A 23,535-nucleotide genomic window follows, 5' to 3' on the forward strand; every position below is an offset into this window, starting at 1 on the left:
GTGGGTAGAACACACTCACACCAGGCGACCAGAAGTGTTTTTTTAGGCGGCGCCAGATTGCCACCGCCCAGTCCGATCGGGCGAGCGATAGCAAGGGCAGCAAGCCATGGCAGCACCAGCCGCCACGCCAGATCACACACGCCCCCCCCAGTTCGCCACGGCGATAGGTACACAGTGCCGGCCAAGCTCGTATACTGCCTACATAGCCTCGTCGCATCCGTTGCATGGAGACCATCATGTTTCACGCCTGCAGCCGCCTCTCACTGGTAGCCATCAGCCTCGTCAACGCCTGCTGGGCCGCTGAACCGCCCGCGCCCATCCTCGACCCGGCACGAATGGTCCACCCACCCAAGGCTACCAGGCTGCACGCTGCAGCAAGCACCGTCACCCCCAAGGGCGTACTGCTCTATGACATGCCCGCCCGCTGGGCCAATGGTCAGGTCACCTGGTATTACAACCCCAGCGGCCGCCCCAGCGATGTCAGCGATAGCGAGATCATCAACTTCTTCAAGAATGCCTTTGCCGACTGGGAGAACGTCTGCCAGGTCACCGGCACCTATGGCGGCGTCACCTCGGTAGATGTCAACAATGCCAACGAGATCGTGGTGGTCGGCTACAAGGACATAGGCGAATTTGCCTTCATGGACGCCGGCCCCCGTTTCGGTAGCAGCATGCCCTACCCCTATTTTTCCGGCGGCGCCATACGCATCAATATCAACAGCACCCAGTCCTCCCTGCGCAGCCGCCTGGACAACGGCGGCATCCGCGCTGCCCGGCATGAGCTGGGCCACCTGCTGAACTTCCACCACAGCGACGACCCCTACTCCATACTCTACGCCGCCCCCTATCTCAGCGAGATAGAAGATCTGACCGGCGACGACATCGCCATCTGCGCCGAACTCTACGGCGGACGCGGCATGATCACCCTGCCCGACCACAGCAACGCCCCGCTGGAACCCGGCAGCAGCGGCATGCGCATACTGATCGCAGACCGCTTCGACAACGGCGGCACCCCGCCTCCCGCACTACAGACGCTGGATGTCTCAAGCAACGCCTACTTCTACTTTAACCTGGCCTGGAACAGCCTCACCATCGGCGACGCCATCGCCTGGCGCTTCATCACACCCGCCGGCACCACCTGGGAAACCTACGACACCACAGCCCGTAGCAGCGCAGGCGGCACGGCACTACCACGCAAGAACTTCCCTTTTAACGGAAAATGGCAGATTCAAGCCGTAGTAAAAGGCAAAGTCGCCGCCAAACAGGAATTCACCGTCCAGGGCGGCAGCCTCGCGCCACTCAACCGGATCGAATACGCCCTAATCGCCGAACAGGCCAGCAACGGCAACATCACTCCGAGACTGGATAACTACTCCAGCATCGGCGCCAAGCGCATCGAGTTCTACCCCAACGGCAGCACCGGCCCCCTGGTCACAGGCGCCCCCTTTGTCCCGCTGGCAGGCAGCAATAATCAGGTCGAACTCTGGCTGCAATCCGACCAGCCACGCTACCCCTACGATCCAAATAAATACTATGGCGGCAACGATAGCGATAGTGCAAACAATATACGCCGCCTGAACTTCACCACCAACGCCCAAGGCCGCATAGACCGCGACCTCATCAATTATGACCATACCGGCAGCCAATTCAGCTATTTCGGCACCGCCCACATCCAGATCGCCCAAACCGGCCCCATGAAAATCTACCAGGCCGCACAGGTAGGAACAAAGTGGTACTACCGCACCCGCCAAGGCTGGAGCGACATCCCCGCCGAACTCAGCACCCTCACCGCCCCCGCCGCCATCACCTTCAGCGCCCTCACCGCAATGGACATCCGCTGGCTCCCAACCGGCACCACACTCTATATCGGCTACGGCACCTCTCTAGAAGACGTCGTCAACCGCGGCCAATACAAACTGGTACAGACCTTTTGAAATCCAGTCCTGTCAACGCTATAGCTGGGATACCAGGTCCAATAACGCACTGACGCCCCGCCAGCAAAGGCCTCTCTGCGGGCAATGGCTAGCGACTATCAAGGCATCGCTAAAAACCAACCTGCGTAATTTACATAGCGAAAGTAGCGACGCTATAAAGTGTGCTCCGATAAGCACATCCGCCACCAAACCACATTCCTAAGCAGCTTCCCCCTTGCCCTCGAGAAAGCAGAACCCCCGATACCCTGGTACTCATTACGCTGACATTGGGTAGACGCGACCCGATGACGCAGCAAGGTCACCCCCCCTATCACTACCCTGCAGGGCATTCTCAACATCTTGTCACGGCAATAAAAAACGGGGGCCGAAGCCCCCGTTCTCAGATTTCAACTAGCGTCAAATATTACTGACGGGTGTTGAAGTCGTGGGTGTGCAGCTGGGTCACAGTGCCATTCGGTGCGAAGGAGAATTGCACGACATCCATCGTCGGGAATTCACCGGTCACGCGCACGTAGTGGAAGTCTTGGTTGCCAGCTTGAGCATCGAAGTTACAGGCCTCAACCACCTTGTTACCGGCCAGCACGGTCGACTGGTAAGCACCCAGCAGGTTCAGCAGGGTAGCAGTCTTCACAACGCTGTCCACTGCAGGCGTACCACCGTCGAACTCGTAACCCTTGCCCTTGTTACGGAAGCACTGGATGGTCACGCGGCCAGCAGTGGCCGAAGTGTTCTGGATACGAACGAAGGTTTGGTAACCAGCAGCAATGGTGTCGGTCTTGTAGACCAGCGGCACTGCCAGGGTGGTACCGTTGTTGACCAGCGGAGCCAGGGTCTTGTCTTCAACATTGCGCTTGATGTAACGCGGGTTGAACCAGTTGACTTCGTACGAAGGCTTCCAGCCCGATTCCTTCACTTCTTCCACAGCGTCAGTGCCGTTGGAACGGACACAAACATTGTAGGTAGCCGTAGCTTGGGTGGTGTTGGAAGCAACCGAACCCGAGTTGATGGCGATAGTGATGGTACCGGCGGTGTCATTCACTGCAGCCAGGTAGCGCAGGCCAGCAGCCGAAGCGGTCGGAGCCGAATCACCAGCTTCGCACTCGAGCGGGTCAGCCGACAACCAGATACCAGCGCCGGTTGCAACGGCACCCACGAAGGCCTTCAGCTTACCAGCCTCAGCGCCGCCCAAGGTCAGCTTGATGTCATCCGAACCGTTGAAGTCGTACGCAACGCCGTCTTCCTTGTTCACACCAGCAACCAGGTTCAGCGTAACTTGGCCGATCACAGCAGTACGGTTGGCATCGGTGAACGAAGCCGGAGTCTGGGTGAACGACTTACGCTGATCACCAACCTGAATGTACAGGGGGGTGCTAGGCGTAGCAAAGTTGTCAACGCCGTTGGTGGTCGCATCGATCTTGGCATTGCCGACAACCGTCGCGCTCAGGGCTTCCTTAGACTCCAGCACAGCAACTGCAGTCGTCGTTTGGATGCCATTCGCGGTAGCAGTAGTAGCGCGGAATTCCTGACCCAGCGAAACCTTAGTACCAGGAGTGGCGAAACCAGCTTCCTTCAGCTTCTTGATCTTAATCGCACCGAACTTGAAGTTCGATTCGGCAACACCCAGGGTGGCAGGGATATCGGTGGCGCCCACCGTTTCCAGTTGAATAACCACTGTGTTGTCACCGATCTCGCCGCCCGACAGCTTAACCGGGTTGACAAACTTGTCACCGGCATAGACGAAGAAAGCCTGACCACCAACAGCGGTCGAGAACACGGCAGCGACGTCAGCAACTTCAAGTGCATTGTTGGTAGCGCTTACGGTACCTGCGTTAGCCTCGACAGCGCTGACACGCACAGCCTCACCGAACACGGCGCCCTTGTCCAGGGTGTACTTGACGGTAACCAGCTGACCAGCAGCAACGGTAACAGCGTCCAGGTTCATGTTGACGTTGCTGAGCTGGATCAGGGTTTCGTCGGAGTTGGTGCCGAACATGTGGGTAGCGACCTTGACGGTTGCGCCAGTGGTCGCAGTCAGGCTACCAGTCGAGCTGGTAACTGCGAAGGCAGAGGCAGCAACGCCAGCGAAGGCGAGAGCTACAGCGGCCTTAATCATTTGATTCTTTGTTTTCACAGTGATCTTCCTTCCAGATTGATCGGCGTGGGACTAATAACTAGGTAATGTCTTTCGAAAGACAGGCGCAGTATAGCAAAGGGGAGAAGGGTGTCAACGCCATAACTCCCAGCAGCGGCGCGGCTTTCGGGGCTTCTGTCTGGCAATATGACACATCAGCCAAAAAACCCGAAAAGCAGCAGCATAATCATGGGCTTACATTACTTTCCAAAGAAAACCCACGCCACATTGCTGATATCCAATCCGCCCCCCTTACCTTCGATGGCTGCAACATTTACACCACAGCCAGTCTTAATATTCACTACTTGCCCTGCCCCTTTGCAGCCCGCAGTATTTCATCCAGCAAGGCCTTATCGGTCACTACCGTTTCTCTCGGCGCCCCGGCTTTAGGTGCGGCCGCAGGTGCAGCCGCCTTGGGCGCTACTGGTACAGGAGTAGCAGGAGCGGCTATGGGAGGAGCCGCATCATTGACACCGGCTGCCTCTTGCATCGACACAGGCGTATCTGCTCTGGGCGTATCAACAGCAGTCGTCTCATATCCCTTGCTGCCATCACTCAAGCTGGTCGCTGGCAGTGGCTCGGCGGGCTCAGCCACAACCGGGGTGGGAACCGAAGGAATCGAGGCCTTGGGAGCTTCCATAACAGGCGGAGCTGCAGGCCGGTTGGGGATGACAGACAAGCCATCGGATGTAGCGCGCCCCCAGCCATCCTTGGTTTGGGCCCTTAGCGCATCGCTGATCGCTTCGGTTTCGTAGTCGTCATTCAAGATATAGGGGGTGATCAGCACCAGCAACTCGGTACGGTCATCGTCCTTCTGGGTGCGGCCAAACAATTGGCCCACCAAGGGCAGATCTTTCAGGAAGGGGACACCCGCATTGTTGTCGGTGCCCCGCTGCTCAATCAGCCCCCCTATCAGCACGGTGGCGCCATCCCGTATCGACAGTTTGGTGTCCACTCGCTTGGTGCTGAAGGTTGGGCTGCTGCTCACACCGGTATCGGTCGCAGTCGGGCTGCTGACCTCTTGGCTGATTTCCAGCTCTACCCTGCCGCCGGCGTGAATCACGGGGCGTACCTTGAGCACGACGCCAGAGGTACGGTACTGCACCGTCTGCAAGGGGCCGCCATTATTGGTATTGGTATTTGAATCACTCTGCTGGCTGGTAATAATGGGCACTTCCTGGCCCACTTGGATAGTTGCTGATTCGCCATTGCGGGCCATGATACGCGGGGTAAATAACAAGGTCGCCCGATTGGCGCTGGCCAAGGCACTGAGATTACCCTTCAGTCTCGCCAGATCCGTCACAAAGTTGGCTGTTACGCCTGAGGACTTCGCGGTGGCGTTGATTAGCGCAGTTCCCGTGATACCTTTCACCGCATCAGCAGGAGCGCGCGACCACTCCCACTCCACCCCCAGGCTGAATTTATCCGCCAGCTTCACTTCTGCCACGGTCACCTCGATCAGTGCCGTTTTCACCGGCCTGTCCAGGTCTTTAAGCAGATTCAACCACTGCGTGTATTCCTCAGCGCTGCCTTGCAATATCAAGCTGTTGGTAGGCGCGCTCACCACCACGCGCGCACCGGCAGTCTTGCCACCGGCCGCAGCTGCACCGCCGGCGATGATGGACTGTAGAGTCTGCGCTATCGCCTGTGCATCGGCATGCTTGACGTTGTAAATAAAGTAGCCCGCGCCGCTGCGACTGTTCTGAGATGAATCCAGATAGGCAGCCCATTTGGCGACATGCTCCAAGGTCTTGGCATCGCTACCAAATACCAGCAGCGACCCAATGCCATTGATGGGCAGGATGGAAATCGGTGTTGAGGTCGACACCCCGATACCCACGCCGTAGCCCTCGTTCTGCAGCACCTCGGACAGGCGCTTGGCAAAATCGTCCACAGCCCAGAACTCGGGCGATATCTTGATGCTGTTGCGCCCCTTCATGGTGGGCTGATCCAGGATACGTATCACCTCCAGCGCAGCGGACACATCCTCGGACTGGCCGCTCAGCATGATGGCATTGCGCGGTGCATCCTCGTTGATCTGCAGGCGGCTGCCATATAGCGTGCGCAGCCAGGACATGATCTCGCCGCCTCGCACTGTGGACATTTCCACCCAATAGAACACGGGACGCAGGGGCAGCGGCGTATCAGGCAATGCACGGCCACGGCGTATTTGTGGCAGATAGGCATTCTGGTTGCTATCGGGTGCGATTCGCAGGAAGCCGCCACCCATATCGTTCACAGCCACGCCATAGCCCTTGAGCACCAGGCGCGCGGTGTCTGCGACTTCCGACGGGGTCTGCGGCTTGGAGGTGCGCAGGGTCACCAGATCCTGGCGCGATGCAATTTGGGGGTCCATGCTGAAATTGGATTTCAGGATGGACCCGTATACGGCCTGGACAAACGTGGGCAGCGGCATCTGATCGAAGGTCAGGCTGATGTCGGCCTTCTCGTCCACCTTGGGCTTGGCCGGACCACCTTTTTGATTGGTTGTCGGGCTATCAGGCAAGGCCTTGGGGGTATCGCGTGCGATCGTCGGCTTTTTAGCCGCAGCGGCCAGTGATGCAGCGCTGGCCTCGCTGCCGTCACGCACAATGACCGCCGAAGCAGGCACCATGGGGGGAGGCGTAGCACAACCTGCAAGCAAGGTAGCAATGACCGCGTAAGACAGGCTCGGTTTCAATACAGCACTCATTCTCTAAAAATCCTCAAAGCGCGGGCATGACGCCCAACCTGGACGCCAATCCGATCCGACTCGATCGCAATGATTTGGTGCCCACCGGGCAACACATCCCCAACACGAAGCGTTTCTACCTGCCTGCCATCTATGCGCAGGTAAAGCACCCACTCACCCGACACATTCGACACCCCCACGATCCGCCAGTTTGGGGGCGTCAGTGGCGCAGCCTCCACAGCCGCCTCTCCCTCGCCAAGCAGACGGCTATCTTTCAGGCTCTTGGCCTGCGCCTCCACATCAGGTAGCGCGGGGATAGCCGGGAGTGCAGGCGGCACCTGCGTGTGCAAGGCAGGTGGGGGCGGTAACTTGACAGGCTGCTTCCAAACCCAGGCAGTCCAGCCGACGAGTAGCGCGATCGTCAACAACGCGATGCGATACTTCATTTAGGTATTCTTCCCATTTTCTTGAACGGCAGGTGCTTTGCGCACCAAGGTATTCACTACCAGCGTGACCTTGCTATTGCCGCGTTGAATGGTGAGCCCATCGATTACCAGCATGGGCTTACCCATGGAGAGGCGAGCCAGCGCCTGCTGCAGGGTGTCCACCGTGAACTTGAACTCCACCTTGGCGCCCACCCGCCAAAAGCCCGGCACTTCGTTGTCCCGGCTCTGGTCCTCGGCCATGACGATGTTCAGCCCTGAGACCCCGGCAGCCAACATCTGCTTCTCAAGCCAGTCCTGCATATGGGCCTCTGCCAGGGCATAGGATGCGTCCTGCCAGGTACGCGCCTCGACCTCCAGATTGAGCGCATTCAAGGCACGTTCCTGGTTCACCCAGGGGGCAGCCTCTGCGCCGGCCGACAGGCTCTTGACCTTGAGCATGGTTTTTTTGTAGTCGACCAGCGCGGCCCGCTCTTTGTCGAGCAGATCCAGCACCTGCGACAGTGCCAGTATGCCTATGATCAGCGCCAGGGCCATGCGATCGCGCCGGTTTTCACGCAAACGGCGGAGCAAGAGATCAAGATTCAAGCTCATCCTCCTTCACAACCGCACCTTTCACATCCAGCGACAAGGTCAACCCCCTCGCATTGGCATCAGCCACACTGCGAATATTTTCGAACAAACCCAGGTTTTCTATGCGCTGCAACACGTCTTCCGTAGGGAATCGCGTCTCCTTGCTGGACAACACCATGCGCAACTTGCCAGCCTGATAATCCCAGTCGATCAAGGTGACACTATCGGTCGGCAAAGCCTTGCCCAGCGCATTCATCAGCGCAAGATTGGACGGCTTGGCCCACTCTCGAGCCACGCGTTCCATATCGGCGTGCATTACCCGCATAGCCTCCAGGTCAACGCTTTTGCTACCGGACTTTTGGCTCTGGGCGATGCGCTGCTTCAATATCTTGGTCTGTGCTTCGATGCCAGAGATACGAGCCTGGTACCAAACGGCTGCACCCAGCAGCAAGAGAGCGGCGCCTGCGTAAGCCACGGTTTCCAGCAGATCGTAGGTCCCCAGCAAAGGGTCAATCGCCGAGGGCTCGCCCCATACTGCACTGTCCAGCGTTGTCTTGATCAGCGCAGGCAGCGCGGCAACGGGTGCTGCGCCGTTGTCGCGCAGGAACAGATTCCAGGCCGACAAGGCCGGCGATTCTGGCCACCAGCGTGAGGATAGCAGTGCACCGTTCACCCAAATCTGCCCCTCCACCCCATCCTGGCGCTGCAGCAAGACGGCGCCGTCGGCGGGCACCACCCCGAACAAGGACTCCGGATAGACAATGGCGTTGCGCAATAAGGGCCGCTCAGCACAAAGCCCATCCATCCAAGCCGCGTCCCAGTACCAGACCAAGGCTCGATCCCCTTGCCAGACTATGGCAAAACCCGCCTGAGCATAAGGATTGAACTGATCCAGCCGCAACTTCAAAGCTGCAGAACGGCGACGGCGGGGGATATCCTTCAGGTCAAAACAGTGGAAACGACAGGCTGCACGAGAAACCACCGCAGCAGGCTTGGCCCATCTAAAACCCGCTCGGACGACCTCACAACCCGCTCTCTGACAGCGGATTAACGGGGACGAGCGCCGCTGCAGCGGGCCTCGGCGGAAGCGGAGGAAACTTGGTTTCATTTATCAACACATGTCCAGGTGGAAGCGGCAAGCGCATGTAGTTTCGCAACTGCCACGGCATCAACCGCCCGTTCGGCGTCAACCTTACATTGTACCTTACAATCCAGGATGCACCGGGCACATGCAGATTGACGGCGACTTCATCGGCGGGAAGGTAGATCAGTTTGAACAGCAACTGTTCCTCTGGGACACCGGTGATTGCGGAAAAATCCGCGCCGTGGGCAATCGGCTGCATTTCGCGCCGGGTAATCACCGCCTTCGCCGCCTCCTCGGTCACCCCCGGCAAAGTGGCCAGCACTTCCCAAGGCGCCGTATTGGGATTGAGCGCTACCTGGTCGCTGGTGGACAAAAGCTCAATAAAGCGTCCATCCTCCCACAGCGCCGTATAGGCAGACCAGCCCAGCACACTCTTGAGTTCATAAGGATTGCGAAGCTCCCGGTTAGGCGGCCCAGGTAGCCCAGCCGCCTTGTATTCCGGCAGCTCTGCCCCATTCAGATGCCGGTATTCGTCCGCATCCTTATAGTCAGCCAGCCTATCCAGCAGAATATTCCTGTCGCGTGAGGGCACCCCGAACACACCCAGCAAACGCGAAAACTGCTCTCGCTCCAGTCGATTGAGGCGCAGCAAGCCACGCTCATCCTGCAAGGCAATCTGCACTCCACTGCCCTGGTAATAGCGGGAGTCCATGGCCATCAGATCCGCACCCTCACCCAGACCATGCCCTGTGATGCGCGCCACACCCAGCCGGAACATGATGTCCGCCTCGGCATCCATCAGCACAATGCGTTCGCGATTGTTCTGCTCGGCCGCCTCCAGCAACAGTCTGGCCTCGTCGACACTGCGGGCAAAATAGGCCGCCGCGATCATAAAGGCCGCCATCATCCACAGGGTCAGCACCAGAATGTAGCCGCGCTGGCGACGCTGCCGGTATCGCATCAGATACCTCCAAAGGGTAGCGTAGGCTTTTGCTCATCCTGCAAATCGCCTCGGGGTACGGCAACCCAGCTGATGGCATCCTCGCCAACCGACTGTATGGTGATGGCGCTTGGCAGCTGCGCGGGCTTCAACGCGCTCACAGGCGGCCAACTGTCATACTCCGAACCATCCACATCCTGATAGCGGAATGTCGCCTTCAACGCAGGCCAGCGATACACCTCGAAATCCGCCTGGGTCTCCTCCGCCCTGTACACCAGCGTCATCTCCCCGCCATCGGGCCGCAAGACCAGTGAGAAGGCCTGGGGCGCTCCATAGCGTGGCGACAATGGCATGGTGGTCAAGCCAGACAAGCGCATGGCACCGCCAGTAAACTTGTCTTTGCCGTCGTTGTAATCCGGCACCAGGCCGCCAACCAATTGGCGATACCACTCTGCCCGCACGCCACCCCGCCCCATCTCTGCCAACTGCGCATCGAATCCCTGCTGTGCCCGGTTGATCATGGCCATGGATTGAAACAGCAAGCCGGTCACCAGCGAGGTGATCACCATCACCACCAGTATCTCGACCAGGGTAAAGCCTCGCTGGCGCAGCGAGCCAAGCACTACGGGCTGATGCGGAGAAGCTGGGCGTACCGGTGCCAGCGCACGGTGAAGATCAGCCATTGCCTCCGAATGCCTCCGTGTAGTCCTTGGTCCGCTTGTAACCCACTTGGTTTACCGTAAAGGTGAACCAGGGCTGCCTGGCATCCCGATACACCGTGACGTCCACCTTGTGCACAGAAATCGCGAACGAACTGGAGCCTCGCGGATAGGAACTGCCGTCCAGCGGCCCGGCAATCGGCTTGGATTCCCACTCCAGCCTGAACGCCCTCAAGGGAGCCTTGCCAAAGGGACGAATTGCCGGATTGATGGAACGGGTGAACTCGATGGCATCTGCCATGGCGACCTGCTTGCGATACTGTTCCTTGAGGCGAAACTGGGCATCAAAGCTACTGTTGATCCAGGCGATGGCCAGCATCCCCACAGTAGAGACAATCACCAGCGCGACGATGGACTCCAGCAGGGAGAAGCCCTGCTGCCTGACCAGGCGACTCATTCCACCACCTCGGCGCGGCAATCAGGCGCCTTCAGCCGTATCTGCGAAACCGTACCGTCTGGTGCCTTCAGTTGCAGGCTACCGCCGCCACAGAGGCCATTGAACTCCATGATCACTGGAGTAAGAATCGTAAGTTGCCAATCCGGCGGCAAAGCCAGCACCGGTGCGCCGTCCTTGTAGAGCATGTCAGCCGACTCCGGTGTTACCAGCTTGATGCCCGCACCGGCCCGATAAACGCGCTCAGACAACGAATCCAGGCTATGCAGCACCCTGGCCCGATCAAAGCGAAACGCCAACCCTTCGGAATAGCGCTTGATATTGGGGAACACCATGCCGCTGAGCAAGCCCACCACGCACAGCACCACCAGCAGTTCCACCAGGGTAAAGCCCTGCCCAACTCGCAAGATAGGCCGCGCCCGTACCCGGCAAACACCACCAGCAGCAATCCGGCTCAGGCAATGGCCCACTCGCGCCACTCTCTTATGCACGCCGCAGATCAATTACGGCAGCATGCCGATGTCGGCGTCGCCACCTTCGCCGCCAGGCACACCATCGGCACCGAATGAGTACAAGGCGTAAGGCCGACCGGACGAGCCCGGCAGCGAATACTGATAAGCATTGCCCCATGGGTCCAGCGGTACAGTCACGTCATCCAGATAAGGGCCGCGCCATTTGTTGCGCAGCTTCTCGTCGGTAGGCGCCGTCACCAGCAGCTCTATGCCCTCACTGGCACTAGGAAAGCGATTGATATCAAGCCGCATGGTCTCCAGCGAACCCTTGAGCATCTTGACCTGGGCTTCTGCGGTCGTGACCTTGGAGGTATCGACGTGCCCCAGCACCCTGGGGCCGATCATTGCCGCCAGCATACCGATGATGACCAGCACCACCAACAGCTCCACCAGGGTGAAACCCTGCATTTTTTTCCTGTGCTTCATTTACTCACCCAATTCAAATGCGGCTCACCTGCCCAGCAAACAGGGATGCCGCCATAAAGACTATCTTGCAAAATTAGACATGCTGGTGATTGCAAGCATGATGGCCACCATGATGAAGCCGATAACCGCACCAATGACCAGGATGGTGATGGGCTCCAGCAGGATGACAAAACGTTTCATGCGGGCCCGGCTACTGGTTTCGTACAGTCCCGCCAAGGTGCGCAGCATGGCCGGCAGCTCGCCCGACAACTCCCCCACCCTGATCAGGTTTAAACCCATGGGATTGACAGCCTGGTGGCTGGCCAGTGCATCAGCCAGCTTCTTGCCCGCCCGCAAATCCCGAACCGCCAACTCCAGCTTGTGCCGCAAGGAACTCAGCGCCACGCCGCTCTCGGCAAGTTCCATGGCACGGACGATGGGCACACGATTTTCCAGCAGCACCCCCAGCATGGACGACCAGCGGCCGATCTCGCCATCAACCAGCCAGCCCCCCATCAAGGGCAGGCCCGCCGCAAACTCAAATAACTTACGCCGGCGCTCGGGGCTGGACAACGCCACCCAGCCGGCAAAGAACACCACGGCCGCCAACAGACCCACCCAGCTCAGATTGGTTTTGACGAACAGGCCCGCCTTCAGCACCCATAGCGATATCTCGGGGATGTCGGCCTTGGTGTTGCGCAGCATGCCGGCAAACTTGGGCACCACAATGATGAAGATCAGCAAGGTCGCAGCGATACCGGAGAACACCAGCACCGCAGGATAGATCAAGGCATTGCGTATCTCCTGCCGCAAACCTTCCTCATACTCCATCTGGTTGGCAGCCGCCGTGAGGCTGGCCGCCAAACGCCCGGTCAACTCGCCTGCCGCCACCAACTGATAAAGATAGCCGGGCAGTTCCAGCTTGACGCTGGCCATGGCAACCGACAAGGCATCGCCCGCCCGCAAGCGGGTATGCATGGCCTTGAAGATATCGCCAAAGAAATCTTCGGTATGGGCATCCGCCATGGACTGCACAGCCTCAGCCAGCGGCACCCCGGCGCCCAGCAAGGTCGCCAGCTCACGCACCACCACCGCCTTGTCGCGGGTACTGGGCGATCGGGAGAAACGGACCTGGCGTTTACCCGAGGCCACCACACCGGTAGACGACAGTGCCTTGATCTCTACAGGCTGCATGCCCTGCGACACCAACAGGCGATAGGCATCGCTCTCCAGGGCCGCATCCAGCTCGCCCTTGATAACCTTGCCCTCCTTGTTGATGGCCTCGTACTTGAAGCGCATCAAACCTCTCCCTCGCCGGAGAGACCTGTCACCCGCATCACCTCATCCACGCTGGTCTGGCCACGCCATGCCTTGACCAGGCCGTCCTCGCGCAGATTGCGATAGCCGTCTTCGCGTGCCATGGCGACCAACTCATGGGCCGGCAGGCGCTGCATGATGGCGCTCTGAATACGCGTCGAAACCTCAACAAACTCGTATATGCCTACGCGGCCACGGTAGCCAGTATGGCCACAATGACTACAACCCTGCGCTTCGCGGAAATTGGGGGCGGTCTGGAACAGGGCCGGGAACTGCTGCTTCAGACTGGCCAGCAGATCAGCCAAGGCGGCAGGTGGCGCGGCAGGCGTGGAACACTTCTCACACAGCCGCCGAACCAGCCGCTGTGCCTCTACCGCACGGACCGACGAGGCGACCAGGAAGGGCTCCACCCCCATATCGGTCAAGCGGGTGAACGTCGAGATCGCATCATTGGTGTGCAGGGTGGAGAACACCATATGGCCGGTCAGCGCCGACTGCACGGCAATCTGCGCCGTTTCCAGGTCGCGGATTTCACCAATCATGATGATGTCGGGGTCATGCCGCAAAATGGCGCGCAACGCCTGGCCAAAGGTATAGCCGATCTCGGCATGGGTCTGTATCTGGGTAATGCCCGGCATATTGTATTCAACCGGGTCTTCCACCGTAATGATCTTGCTATGGCGATCATTGGCCACTGCCAGCGCGGCATACAGGCTGGTTGACTTACCCGAGCCCGTGGGGCCGGTCACCAACACAATGCCATGCGGCTCCTTGGCCCAGCGTTCAAAAGCCTGCAGATGGTCAGCCTCCATACCCAGCTTGGCCAGGTTGAAATCCTTGCGCTCCTTGGGCAGCAGACGCATCACAATGGACTCGCCATGTACCTGCGGTATCACCGATACCCGCACATCCATCTCGACACCGGCCGCGCGCACCGTGATACGGCCATCCTGCGGCAAACGGCGCTCACCGATATCCAGGCCGGAAATCAGCTTGATACGGGAGGCCACGGCGTCAAAGCGCTCGCGTGGGAACTCAGCCCGCGTCTGCAATACCCCGTCGATACGGTAGCGCACCAGAAAGGCGTGCTCCTCGGGCTCGACGTGAATATCCGAAGCCCGTTCATCCGCAGCACCTGCCAGCAGATTGTTGACCAGCTCAATGACCGGTGCCTCTTCCGCCAGCTCGCGCAGATGGGCGACATCGTCGGAATAGCCTGTATCGTCGGGCGAGGCATAAAGCTTACAGAGCCGCTCGACATCGCGGCTGCGGGCAAAATGCCAACTCAGCGCCCGCCCAGGCAGGGCAACGGCCACCAGCTCCTGCAAGCTAGTGTCGATAGGGTTGCGGCTGGCGCAGTGGAACACACCTTCCGCCCCCTCCCACAGCAAGACCCCGTTGTCGGCAAACCAAGGCACGCTCAGGCCGGTCTGCTCGATGGCATTGCGGTAATCGGCGGCCCGCGCAGGCAACGCCTCCTCACCCAGCAGCGGCAGGCAAAGCTGCTCGGCCAGCACCGGCAGCAGCATATCCTCGGAAATCGCTCCCAGACGCACCAGCGTGGAACCAATTCGGGTGCCCATGCGTCCCTGCAGGGAGAGTGCCCGCTCCAGATCGGCCGCAGTGACCAATTCACGTTCGAGCAGTAGCTGCCCCAGGGGCGCCAGTAGCGGGACACAATTAAGCTGATTCATCTAAAAGAGTTCACCCACATTTAAACTGTGATAATTTCCAAGAGGCATACGTAGACTACGAACGCCTCGAGTAATATCCCGCCCCATGGAAAAAAAAGTAACACGACGCAACCTTGTTCGCGGCCTTGTCGCCATGCCCATCGCCTGGGCTGTGCTGGCACTGAAGCCCATCAAAGCCATGGCTGGAGAATGGCCGCAGGCACTGTTCAACGCCCCTACCAGCCAGGCAGCGCTAGGTTTGCTGCAAGCCGGCACGGCCTTGCCCGGGCCTCGCATTTTGCTGGATGTGGCAGAAATCGTCGAGGACGGTGATCGGGTGGTTGTCAGGGTGATGTCCACCTTGCCTTCAACCGACCAGATCACCCTGCTGGCGGATACCGAATTAAAGCCGGTCCTGGCGCAATTCAATATCTCGCCAGACCTGGAGCCCGACATCACCACCCACATCAGGTTGTCTGGCACCGGCACACTACGCGCCGTGGTGCGGGCTGGCGGCAAGATATACAGCGTCACCAAGGAAGTGAAGGTCGCTGAAATGCCCTGGACCAGCTCTACCCCCCGCAGCAAGCGCAAAAAGGCCGACCCATCATGAGCATCCGTATTGCGGCCAAGCTGCTGAAGGATATAACGGAAATCGAAGTACGCGCCACCGGCCCCAGCGAGGACGGCCAGCGTGCCGACCCCAAGACCGGCAAACTGATTCCCATCAACTACCTGCAGCAGTTGCTGATCAAGGTCGATGGCCGCTTATTGACCGAAGCACATTTGGGTGGCGGTCTGTCGGCCAACAATGTCTTCCTGTTCAAGGCCCGTAGCTTGCGCCCAGGCGCCACCATCACGGTTGAATGGACACGCACGGAAGAAACCCGCGGCAAGGACGGCCGCCCCTCGACCGCGCAGAAGACCGGCAGCGAAACCCTCATCCTGGGCAAGTAAACGCAGCGGCGCCCCCCTCTGCGCACCAACCAGCGCAATTGAACCCGGACTGTGCCATATGGCATGTCCCGTGCACCGTCAGTCACTTAGAGCCGCTAACAAAACCCTTCTGGCGTTGTTATGCGAGCTTGCCGTACCCACGTACTGTCATCGCTCGCACGCCTAGCCAGAACCGCTACACTGGGTTTTGTTAGCCGCTCATACCGTTCGGAAGACTGGCTTGATCTAGGCTATAAACAATCTACGAACCTGTTCGAGGATTGCCCATGATGCACCGAGTTCAATTGCGCCCCGCATCCCTATTGAAGTCGGCTCTCAGGCTGGTCTTGCTTGCGCTCTTTCCTGCCCTTGCGTTCGCTGCGGCCACTGTTACCGGTGTCAGCGCCACCACGGGCCGCTATGGCCTCAGCCAGAATCTCAGTATCACCGTCACCTTCAACGAGGCTGTCAATGTCGTCGGCGCCCCCGAGCTGGCGCTGAATGCCACCGGCTCGCCCGTGGCCATCTGCGCCACCGCGAGTAATAGCGTCACCATGACCTGCACCTACACGATTGCGGCAGGCCAGACCGCCGCCACGCTGGACTACACAGCCACCACGGCGCTGACCCTGCCGCTCGGCTCCACTATTACCACCGTATCAGACAGCAATGCCGCGACCCTGACACTGGCCACACCGGGGGCCGCAGGCTCGCTGGCCACCAGCAATGTGGTAATCGATACCACGGCGCCGACCTTGCCGGCCGCCAACATCGCGGTCAACAACAGCGTCCGGCCCAATACCATCACCCTGACTTTCAGCGAGGACATGACCAACAACGCTGCGCTGACCACGGCCAGCAATTACACCGTCAGCAATAACAGCAGCAGCGTCACCTACAGCATTGCCAGCGCTGCGCGCACCTCGGCCACCGTGGTGACACTCACCCTGGCAACCGCCAACCCCGCCAATACCGCCACCTATATCACCAACGCCGACATCACCGGCCATCTCAAGGTGACCCTGGCCAGCGGCCTGACCGACCTGGCCGGCAATGCCCTGGCAGCCACCACGGTGACCGAGGCCGGCGCCACGGCCACCACGGACAGCACCGCCCCCACCCTGCCGGCCGCTGGTATACGCGCCATCAACAGCAGCCAGCCCCATACCGTGGTCCTGACCTTCAGCGAACCCCTGGCGGCTACGGCAGCCGTAACCGATACCAGCAAGTACACCCTGACCAATAACGCCAGCAGCATCACCTACACCCTGGCCAGTGCCAGCCAGTCCTCGGCTGGCGTGGTGACGCTGACCCTGGCCACCGCCGATCCCGCCAGCACAGCAAGCTATCTCACCAACAGCGATATCACCGGCCACCTGAAAGTCGCGCTGGGCAGCGGCTTTACCGACCTGGCCGGCAATACCCTGGCCGCCACCACCATCACCGAGGCCGCAGCCAGCCCTGCACCAAGTACCGACACGACTCCTCCTACCCTCAGCAGCACGCTCGCACTGGTGGATGCCACCCACGTCAGGCTCAGCTTCAACGAGAAGCTGACCAAGACACAGGCCGAGACGGCCAGCAATTACACCCTGACCGGCACTGGCGCCATCTCTGCCATCACCGGCGCCCCCAGCGCCGCTGTACTGGCCAGCAACGGCCTGGACGTCACTTTGACGGTACCATCGCTGGCCGCCATGGCCACGGGCAATACCCTCACCGTGGCCGCCAATACCAATCTGCGCGACCTGGCCGGCAATACCCTGTCGAGTTCGGCCAACGCCGTCTTTACCGCCACCAACTCGCCCAGCAGCCTGGTCTTTGACGCGGTTACCAACGCCTTGCTGAACAGCAAGGTAGAGTCCAATGCCGTCACCATCATTGGGCTCAGCCTGTCAGCCACCGTCAGCGTCATCAGCGGCTCGGACGCCACGCTGCAGTGCGCCATCGCCCCTGCCGCAACCGGTACCTTCCCGGCCTTCAGCACCTGCGCCCCAGGCACACCGCTGTCGGTCAGCAATGGCGACCAGATCAAGGTGCAACTGACCAGTGCCACCACCGCCAATACGGCAGTCAGCGGCGGCATCCGTATAGGCGGTGTCGATGCCAATTTCAGCGTGACCACCGCCCCCCTTGCGCCGGTACCCAGCGGCATCACGGTCGCCAGCCTGCCCAATCTGGCGGCGGCCTTTGCCACCCCGGACCCAGCCATCACCCTCAGCGCCAACGGCGTCGCCATCATTCCCAGCTCAGTCACCGGCCAGATTGCCGTCAAACCCAGCGTACCAGCCAACAGCGGCTTGCTGGTCAAGAACGGCGGCACCGCGCAGTTCCTGTTCGGCGGCATCAGCGTCTCGGTCAAGCCGGTCAACAGCGATGTGCTGCTGGTCACCAAGTCCTTCACCATCGACACCATACCCAGCAACCCACTGTTCGAGATCGCGACTGGCGAGGCCACCGTCAGTTACTCAGGCATACCCGCCGCCGTCGCCAGCGTACAACTGGGCCTGGGCAGCACCGCCAAGCAACTGCTGCTGACCTCAACCAGCAACAGCGCCCTCAACGTCACCATACGCAAGAACCAGGATGGCACCGCCCTCCTGGCAGTCAGCAGCGGGCGCATGACAACACGGCTCGCCTCTGGCGCCTCCACCGTCGCCACTACCGATGCAGCCAGCACGGTGTACAAGAACGAAGTGGCTACCATGAATGTACTGGGCCAGTTCACCAACCTCCGCATCGGCTCCATCAGCGGCACTCAGACCGGCATCGTGGGCGATGCCATGGCGCTGTCGCTACCGGCCAATACCACCTCGCGCGGCAAGGTGCCCTACCTGGGGCAACCATCGGAACGTGCCGACCCCAACAAGAACCTGATGGTGGCACTGTTCGACTTCATCGGCTCGCGCACCACCATGAGCCAGAACATACAGGGTGGCTTCGGCCAGCTCCCCCTGATACTGGACAATGCCCCGCTCCACGTCATGCCCTATGGCGATGTACTGGTTGATCCCAGCCGGCCGGATGGCATCACCCTAGCCGATGATGGACACTTTGAGGTCAGCCGCAACGGCGTGTATGTCAAGGTAAGCCGCACCATCAGCAACCTGAGCCAGTTCTCTCAGGCCATACAGACGGCCTACAACGGCACCGTGGTGCTCACTGAAGACGCCTCGCTGGAAGTCAACAACGGTGGCCGCACCGTCCTGATGAAACCTAACCTGGTCACCACGCCCAACGGCAGCACCTCAGTGGGGCTGGACCAATCCCCCGACGGCGTACTGATCTTCCGCACACCTGGCGCCGACCAGCTGCTGTTTCCGCACTTTTTCAACCTGTCGCAGCTGGCCGTCACCTTCAAGGATCTCGACCCGGCGATGACCCTGATCGACAACCTCAATGGCACCGTCACCGCCAAACTGGCCGGCATCAGCTACCTGCTGATTCCCTCCTACGAGGTACTCAGCCCCATAGGCGGCATCCCGCCCGAGCACCGGAACGACCCCTGGTGGAATGGCCCGGATGGCCTGATCTACTTCAAGTACCCCACAGGGGGCGCACAGGGCTTCCGGATACAGTAAGCCAGCAGGTCAGGCGAGCTTGCATGGCAAAAAAACAGGGGGCGATGCCCCCTGTGTCTTGCTTAGCTTGCCGCGGCCAACAAAACCCTGCTGCTGGTTTCTCATCCGGGCGGCACCGCATGGCGCCAACGCCCTGCCGCTCCGAACCCGTCAGTGCTTGCCCTGCATCAGCTTGTCGGTCCAGGCCATCACCAGCGCAGATAGCAGAAAGGTGCAGTGTATGATGACCTGCCACATCACCCCCTGCTCCGAGACCGTGCTGGTCGGCGCGCCCATATCCGAAGCACTGATAAAGGTCTTAAGCAGGTGTATCGACGAGATGCTGATCAGCGCCAGTGCCAGCTTGGTCTTGAGCACCCCGGCATTCACATGGGACAGCCACTCGGGCCGGTCTTCATGCGACACAAGGCCATCAATCTTGGATACAAAGGTCTCGTAGCCACCGATCACCACCATGATCAGCAGGTTGGCGATCATCACGACATCGATCAGACCCAGCACGATCAGCATGATCTGGGTTTCGGTCATGGTGGGCGCATCTGCCACCAGATGGATCAGTTCACGCACGAACTTGTAGACATAAACGCCCTGCGCCACGATCAGGCCCAGATAAAGCGGCGCCTGCAGCCAGCGGCTGGCGAAGATGAAAGACTCCATGCGGGAGACTAGCGGTTTCATGGTCTTCCTTGTGATATCAACAACGGGATGCGTAAGTATCCATATGTAGCGGGGGATGGCAAGCCACCTGGCCCCCTGTAGCGCATCCCCTGTGTATCCGGGTACCGTCTGGCCGCAACTCCCACACCCGTTCACGCAGGATCGGGCCCCCTCCAAGCACTCAGACCAGCACGTGCCGGGTTTCCTTGAAGAACAGGAAAACCTCCTGCGCCACCGCCGGGTCTATCGGCGCTGCGGGCTTGCAGCCATTCGGGCAGGCCAGCTTGGGTGTGGTGCCAAACAAGCGGCAGACCAGGGGGCGCTCGTGATAGACAGTACAGCCGTTTTCACCAAGATGCGGACAGCGCAGATCCGCCAGCGCAGCCTCACGGGCCTGCCGGCTCTTGCGGGGAAGACGGGCCATCTCCTCGGTCGAGGCCAATACCGGGCCACAGCAATCATGGCAGCCGGGCTTGCAGGCAAACTCAGGGATCTGCGACCGGAAGAATCGAATTTTGTCAGCGTTGGGTGTCATGAGGTTCACACCATCGCATATATCGGCGTGATCGGCATCCAGACTCTGGCTCAACGCGGAGCCACGTGACCAGCCCGTAACGCTAAGCGCCGTGTCCTTTATCCGATAAAGTTGAGAACGACTCGGCGAAAAGACCCTGAACAGGCGCTAAGATTCCTCCAACACGTCCACTCCGCAGGTTGTCAGCACAATGACCAAGGGGTGCCGAGATTTATTGCGCTGACGCAAAGAAAAGAACGGTGGCCGAACCATCAATTGCGACCGGAATTGGGTAGCACGCTCAGCAAGCAACCAGTAGTCGCAATAGATGGCTATTGATGCGCCTTCCTTGGGATGCAAGGTCAGCACCCCACTCTCCCACTGACTAGTTAGGCTATTAGCTGTTCTGCGGTAGCTCGCATAGTCTATGTCCACCCAGTTGATACGCCATTTAACCTTGTCCGATTGCTGCTCAACTATCCCTTCGTCATCGACGAGCAAGTATCGTCTAAAAGCTTGGTCAGTACGGTAAATAGAAAAGGGAATCCACAAGAATAGAGGTATCTGCGCCGCCAGCATCGCTCCTGAGCTTGACTGCCATATCCCCAGCATCAGCAATATCGATATACCACCCAACGGCACAAGAACGCTGCGCCCAGCACCGCCTGCGGCACGAAAGACAATCCGGCTGCCAGATTGCGCTACCATTTTCCTGGCACTCTCATTCCGTGATTCGATACCCATAGCCCCCTCGTTCCACCACCCGTGGGACAAACGCAACCGATCAGCTTACAAAATCAGCCAACACTTGCTGAAGGGCAAGAACAGCACGAGCATCCCCCAGCCCCGCCATGTCATCGGTAAGCACCAACCGCTTCCTTTCGGCCTCCGGCCAGCCTTCGTCATCATTATCCAGCGCAAGCCACTGGCTTGGACGGCGCCGCAGCACGTCTTGCCATACCTGCTGCCCGCGAGGCAGAGTGTGGTAGTTCAATTGCAGGCTGCCGACATCGTATGCACCTGTGTCAATCCTCGCCAGCTCCTGTCGCCGCTGCATATGGCGGGAGTGGAACGTTGCGCCAACAACCCGCTTAGCCAATCTACCCGGTAGACGCTTACGTGCACGTGTAAAACCCATCTCTGGCACCCAACTGGTACTGAGCACAATAGACAAATTGGGATACGGATCGAGCACCGCTTCAAGTACCGCCGCATACTCAAACAATGCATGACCGGGCTGATCGTGCAGATAGACACCCCGCTTGGGGTGCCAATACGCCGCATCCGGGTGTAGTACGCCGTCGTAATCCAGATAGAGTATGTGCATAAAGATTCCGCAAGCAAATCAACCCGCTTGGTTCAGGTATTACCGGCACTTTACCTGCACCACAGGCCAGCCCAACTGAAGTGACACGGACAATATTGCCATGTGCTCGCCTCACCGGCACGGGACAATCGCAAACAACCTTGACCTGGAAAGCACCATTTCTGCCCTTTTGCCGTTCTTTGCCAACAGCCGCTAGAAGCACCAGGCCGGGCAAAGCAACATCTGCTCCCCCAATATCAGAAAACCCGCATCGCCATAAGCCATGCGGGTTTTCTGGACTACAGCAGGCCTGCGGGCAGGCCGTCAGGTTACAGCGAGTAATACATATCGAATTCCACCGGGTGGGTGGTCATGCGGAACTTGGTGACTTCTTCCATCTTCAGTTCGATGTAGGAATCGATCCAGTCATTGGAGAAGACGCCGCCACGGGTCAGGAACTCGCGGTCCTTGTCCAGGGCTTCCAGGGCTTGCTCAAGGCTGTGGCAGACCTTGGGTACCAGTTTGTCTTCTTCTGGCGGCAGGTCGTACAGGTTCTTGTCAGCCGGGTCGCCGGGGTGGATCTTGTTCTGCACGCCATCCAGGCCGGCCATCATCAGGGCGGTGAAGGCCAGGTAGGGGTTGGCGAGTGGATCGGGGAAACGGGCTTCAATACGGCGTGCCTTGTCGCTGGCCACATAAGGAATACGAATGGAAGCCGAGCGGTTCTTGGCAGAGTAAGCCAGCATCACCGGTGCTTCGTAGCCGGGCACCAGACGCTTGTAGGAGTTGGTGCCGGGGTTGGTGATGGCGTTCAGTGCCTTGGCGTGCTTGATGATGCCGCCAATGTAGTACAGGGCGAATTCCGACAGGCCGGCGTAGCCGTTACCTGCAAACAGGTTCTTGCCGTCTTTCCAGATCGACTGGTGCACATGCATGCCGCTGCCGTTGTCGCCAACGATGGGCTTGGGCATGAAGGTGGCGGTCTTGCCGTACTGGTGGGCCACGTTGTGAACCACATACTTCAGGCGCTGGGTCCAGTCGGCGCGTTGCACCAGGGTGCTGAACTTGGTACCGATTTCGTTCTGGCCGGCGGTGGCCACTTCATGGTGATGCACTTCAACCGGAATACCCAGTTCTTCCAGCGCCAGGCACATGGCCGAGCGGATATCCTGGAAGCTGTCGACCGGTGCCACGGGGAAGTAACCACCCTTGACGCCAGGACGGTGGCCGGTGTTACCGGCTTCATAGGCCTCGCTGGAGGACCAGGCAGCTTCTTCGGAGCGGATCTTGACGTGGGTGCCCGACATGTCGGTGCCCCAGGTAACGCTGTCGAAGATGAAGAATTCGGGTTCCGGGCCGAAGAAAGCGGTATCGCCCAGGCCGGAAGCCTTCAGGTAGGCCTCGCCACGCTTGGCGATGGAACGCGGGTCGCGGTCATAGCCCTTGCCATCGGTCGGGTCGATCACGTCGCAGGTGATGAACAGGGTCGGTTCGTCGTAGAACGGGTCAATGGCGGCCGAGGACGGATCCGGGATCAGCAGCATGTCCGAAGCCTGGATGCCCTTCCAGCCGGCAATCGAGGAGCCATCAAAAGCATGGCCGCGCTCGAACCACTCTTCATCGACCACATGCGACGGCACGGAAACATGCTGTTCCTTACCCTTGGTATCGGTAAAGCGCAGATCGACGAAACGGATATCGTTTTCTTGGATTTGCTTGAGTACGTCGGCGACCGCCATTTGCAT

General features: G+C 59.6%; 21 protein-coding genes. 4 read left to right on the forward strand and 17 right to left on the reverse strand.

Translation table 11 applies throughout. From position 1 onward, the window contains the following. The first annotated feature begins 236 nt into the window (after positions 1–236). A complete protein-coding gene (locus tag QQK16_RS03760) occupies positions 237–1,934 on the forward strand; it encodes a matrixin family metalloprotease (protein ID WP_284195086.1) in 1,698 nt (565 codons plus the stop codon). Between the two features lie 403 nt (positions 1,935–2,337). Here the strand turns inward: QQK16_RS03760 and QQK16_RS03765 are convergent, their stop codons facing one another. From QQK16_RS03765 to QQK16_RS03820, 12 genes are all read right to left on the reverse strand, one after another. Then, positions 2,338–3,927, reverse strand: coding sequence for a hypothetical protein (locus tag QQK16_RS03765; RefSeq protein WP_284195087.1), 1,590 nt, complete (start codon positions 3,925–3,927; stop codon positions 2,338–2,340). A 439-nt stretch (positions 3,928–4,366) separates the two neighbouring features. Beyond that, complete coding sequence (locus QQK16_RS03770) at positions 4,367–6,757, reverse strand: secretin N-terminal domain-containing protein (protein WP_284195088.1); 2,391 nt, start codon at positions 6,755–6,757, stop codon at positions 4,367–4,369. Next, positions 6,754–7,182 carry a hypothetical protein gene (locus QQK16_RS03775; RefSeq protein WP_284195089.1) on the reverse strand — a complete coding sequence of 143 codons (429 nt, stop codon included), beginning with the start codon at positions 7,180–7,182 and terminating at the stop codon, positions 6,754–6,756. Before QQK16_RS03775 ends, QQK16_RS03770 begins: the two co-directional genes overlap by 4 nt. Then, the gene (locus QQK16_RS03780; RefSeq protein WP_284195090.1) at positions 7,183–7,767 is read right to left on the reverse strand and encodes a GspMb/PilO family protein; all 585 of its coding nucleotides are present in this window, start codon (positions 7,765–7,767) and stop codon (positions 7,183–7,185) included. Continuing rightward, positions 7,757–8,653 carry a hypothetical protein gene (locus QQK16_RS03785; protein WP_284195091.1) on the reverse strand — a complete coding sequence of 299 codons (897 nt, stop codon included), beginning with the start codon at positions 8,651–8,653 and terminating at the stop codon, positions 7,757–7,759. Before QQK16_RS03785 ends, QQK16_RS03780 begins: the two co-directional genes overlap by 11 nt. 121 nt (positions 8,654–8,774) lie before the next feature. After that, a complete protein-coding gene (locus QQK16_RS03790) occupies positions 8,775–9,797 on the reverse strand; it encodes a general secretion pathway protein GspK (protein WP_284195092.1) in 1,023 nt (340 codons plus the stop codon). Next, entirely contained in the window at positions 9,797–10,459 is a 663-nt protein-coding gene (locus QQK16_RS03795) for a PulJ/GspJ family protein (RefSeq protein WP_284195093.1), read from the reverse strand. Before QQK16_RS03795 ends, QQK16_RS03790 begins: the two co-directional genes overlap by 1 nt. Beyond that, on the reverse strand, positions 10,452–10,892 hold the full coding sequence (locus tag QQK16_RS03800; protein ID WP_284195094.1) for a PulJ/GspJ family protein: 441 nt from the start codon (positions 10,890–10,892) through the stop codon (positions 10,452–10,454). The genes QQK16_RS03795 and QQK16_RS03800 overlap by 8 nt, the downstream gene beginning before the upstream one ends. Further along, on the reverse strand, positions 10,889–11,380 hold the full coding sequence (locus QQK16_RS03805; RefSeq protein WP_284195095.1) for a prepilin-type N-terminal cleavage/methylation domain-containing protein: 492 nt from the start codon (positions 11,378–11,380) through the stop codon (positions 10,889–10,891). Before QQK16_RS03805 ends, QQK16_RS03800 begins: the two co-directional genes overlap by 4 nt. Positions 11,381–11,392: 12 nt before the next feature. Then, positions 11,393–11,809, reverse strand: coding sequence for a type II secretion system major pseudopilin GspG (gene gspG / locus QQK16_RS03810; RefSeq protein ID WP_284195096.1), 417 nt, complete (start codon positions 11,807–11,809; stop codon positions 11,393–11,395). Between the two features lie 78 nt (positions 11,810–11,887). Further along, positions 11,888–13,105, reverse strand: a complete 1,218-nt coding sequence (locus QQK16_RS03815) for a type II secretion system F family protein (RefSeq protein WP_284195097.1) — start codon at positions 13,103–13,105, stop codon at positions 11,888–11,890. Then, entirely contained in the window at positions 13,105–14,817 is a 1,713-nt protein-coding gene (locus QQK16_RS03820; protein ID WP_284195098.1) for a GspE/PulE family protein, read from the reverse strand. The genes QQK16_RS03815 and QQK16_RS03820 overlap by 1 nt, the downstream gene beginning before the upstream one ends. Before the next feature lie 133 nt (positions 14,818–14,950). On the opposite strand from QQK16_RS03820, the gene QQK16_RS03825 reads away from it, so the two are divergent. From QQK16_RS03825 to QQK16_RS03835, 3 genes are all read left to right on the forward strand, one after another. Then, positions 14,951–15,409, forward strand: a complete 459-nt coding sequence (locus tag QQK16_RS03825) for a thiosulfate oxidation carrier protein SoxY (protein WP_284195099.1) — start codon at positions 14,951–14,953, stop codon at positions 15,407–15,409. Then, complete coding sequence (locus QQK16_RS03830) at positions 15,406–15,753, forward strand: thiosulfate oxidation carrier complex protein SoxZ (RefSeq protein ID WP_284195100.1); 348 nt, start codon at positions 15,406–15,408, stop codon at positions 15,751–15,753. The genes QQK16_RS03825 and QQK16_RS03830 overlap by 4 nt, the downstream gene beginning before the upstream one ends. A gap of 266 nt (positions 15,754–16,019) precedes the next feature. Continuing rightward, complete coding sequence (locus QQK16_RS03835) at positions 16,020–19,313, forward strand: beta strand repeat-containing protein (RefSeq protein WP_284195101.1); 3,294 nt, start codon at positions 16,020–16,022, stop codon at positions 19,311–19,313. 150 nt (positions 19,314–19,463) lie between these two features. Here the strand turns inward: QQK16_RS03835 and QQK16_RS03840 are convergent, their stop codons facing one another. The 5 genes from QQK16_RS03840 to glnA form a co-directional block, all read right to left on the reverse strand. Further along, positions 19,464–19,991: a TIGR00645 family protein gene (locus tag QQK16_RS03840; protein WP_284195102.1), complete on the reverse strand. Its 528-nt coding sequence runs from the start codon at positions 19,989–19,991 to the stop codon at positions 19,464–19,466. A gap of 160 nt (positions 19,992–20,151) precedes the next feature. Next, the gene (locus QQK16_RS03845; protein ID WP_284195103.1) at positions 20,152–20,505 is read right to left on the reverse strand and encodes a YkgJ family cysteine cluster protein; all 354 of its coding nucleotides are present in this window, start codon (positions 20,503–20,505) and stop codon (positions 20,152–20,154) included. 147 nt (positions 20,506–20,652) lie between these two features. Further along, positions 20,653–21,228 (reverse strand): hypothetical protein, encoded by a 576-nt coding sequence (locus QQK16_RS03850; RefSeq protein WP_284195104.1) that lies wholly within the window; start codon positions 21,226–21,228, stop codon positions 20,653–20,655. Positions 21,229–21,268: 40 nt separating this feature from the next. Beyond that, positions 21,269–21,811 (reverse strand): HAD domain-containing protein, encoded by a 543-nt coding sequence (locus tag QQK16_RS03855; RefSeq protein ID WP_284195105.1) that lies wholly within the window; start codon positions 21,809–21,811, stop codon positions 21,269–21,271. Positions 21,812–22,119: 308 nt separating this feature from the next. After that, entirely contained in the window at positions 22,120–23,529 is a 1,410-nt protein-coding gene (gene glnA, locus QQK16_RS03860; protein WP_308446978.1) for a glutamate--ammonia ligase, read from the reverse strand. Positions 23,530–23,535 lie beyond the last annotated feature (6 nt).

The sequence above is a fragment of the Chitinimonas prasina genome (assembly GCF_030160395.1).
Taxonomy (GTDB): Bacteria; Pseudomonadota; Gammaproteobacteria; order Burkholderiales; family Chitinimonadaceae; genus Chitinimonas; species Chitinimonas prasina.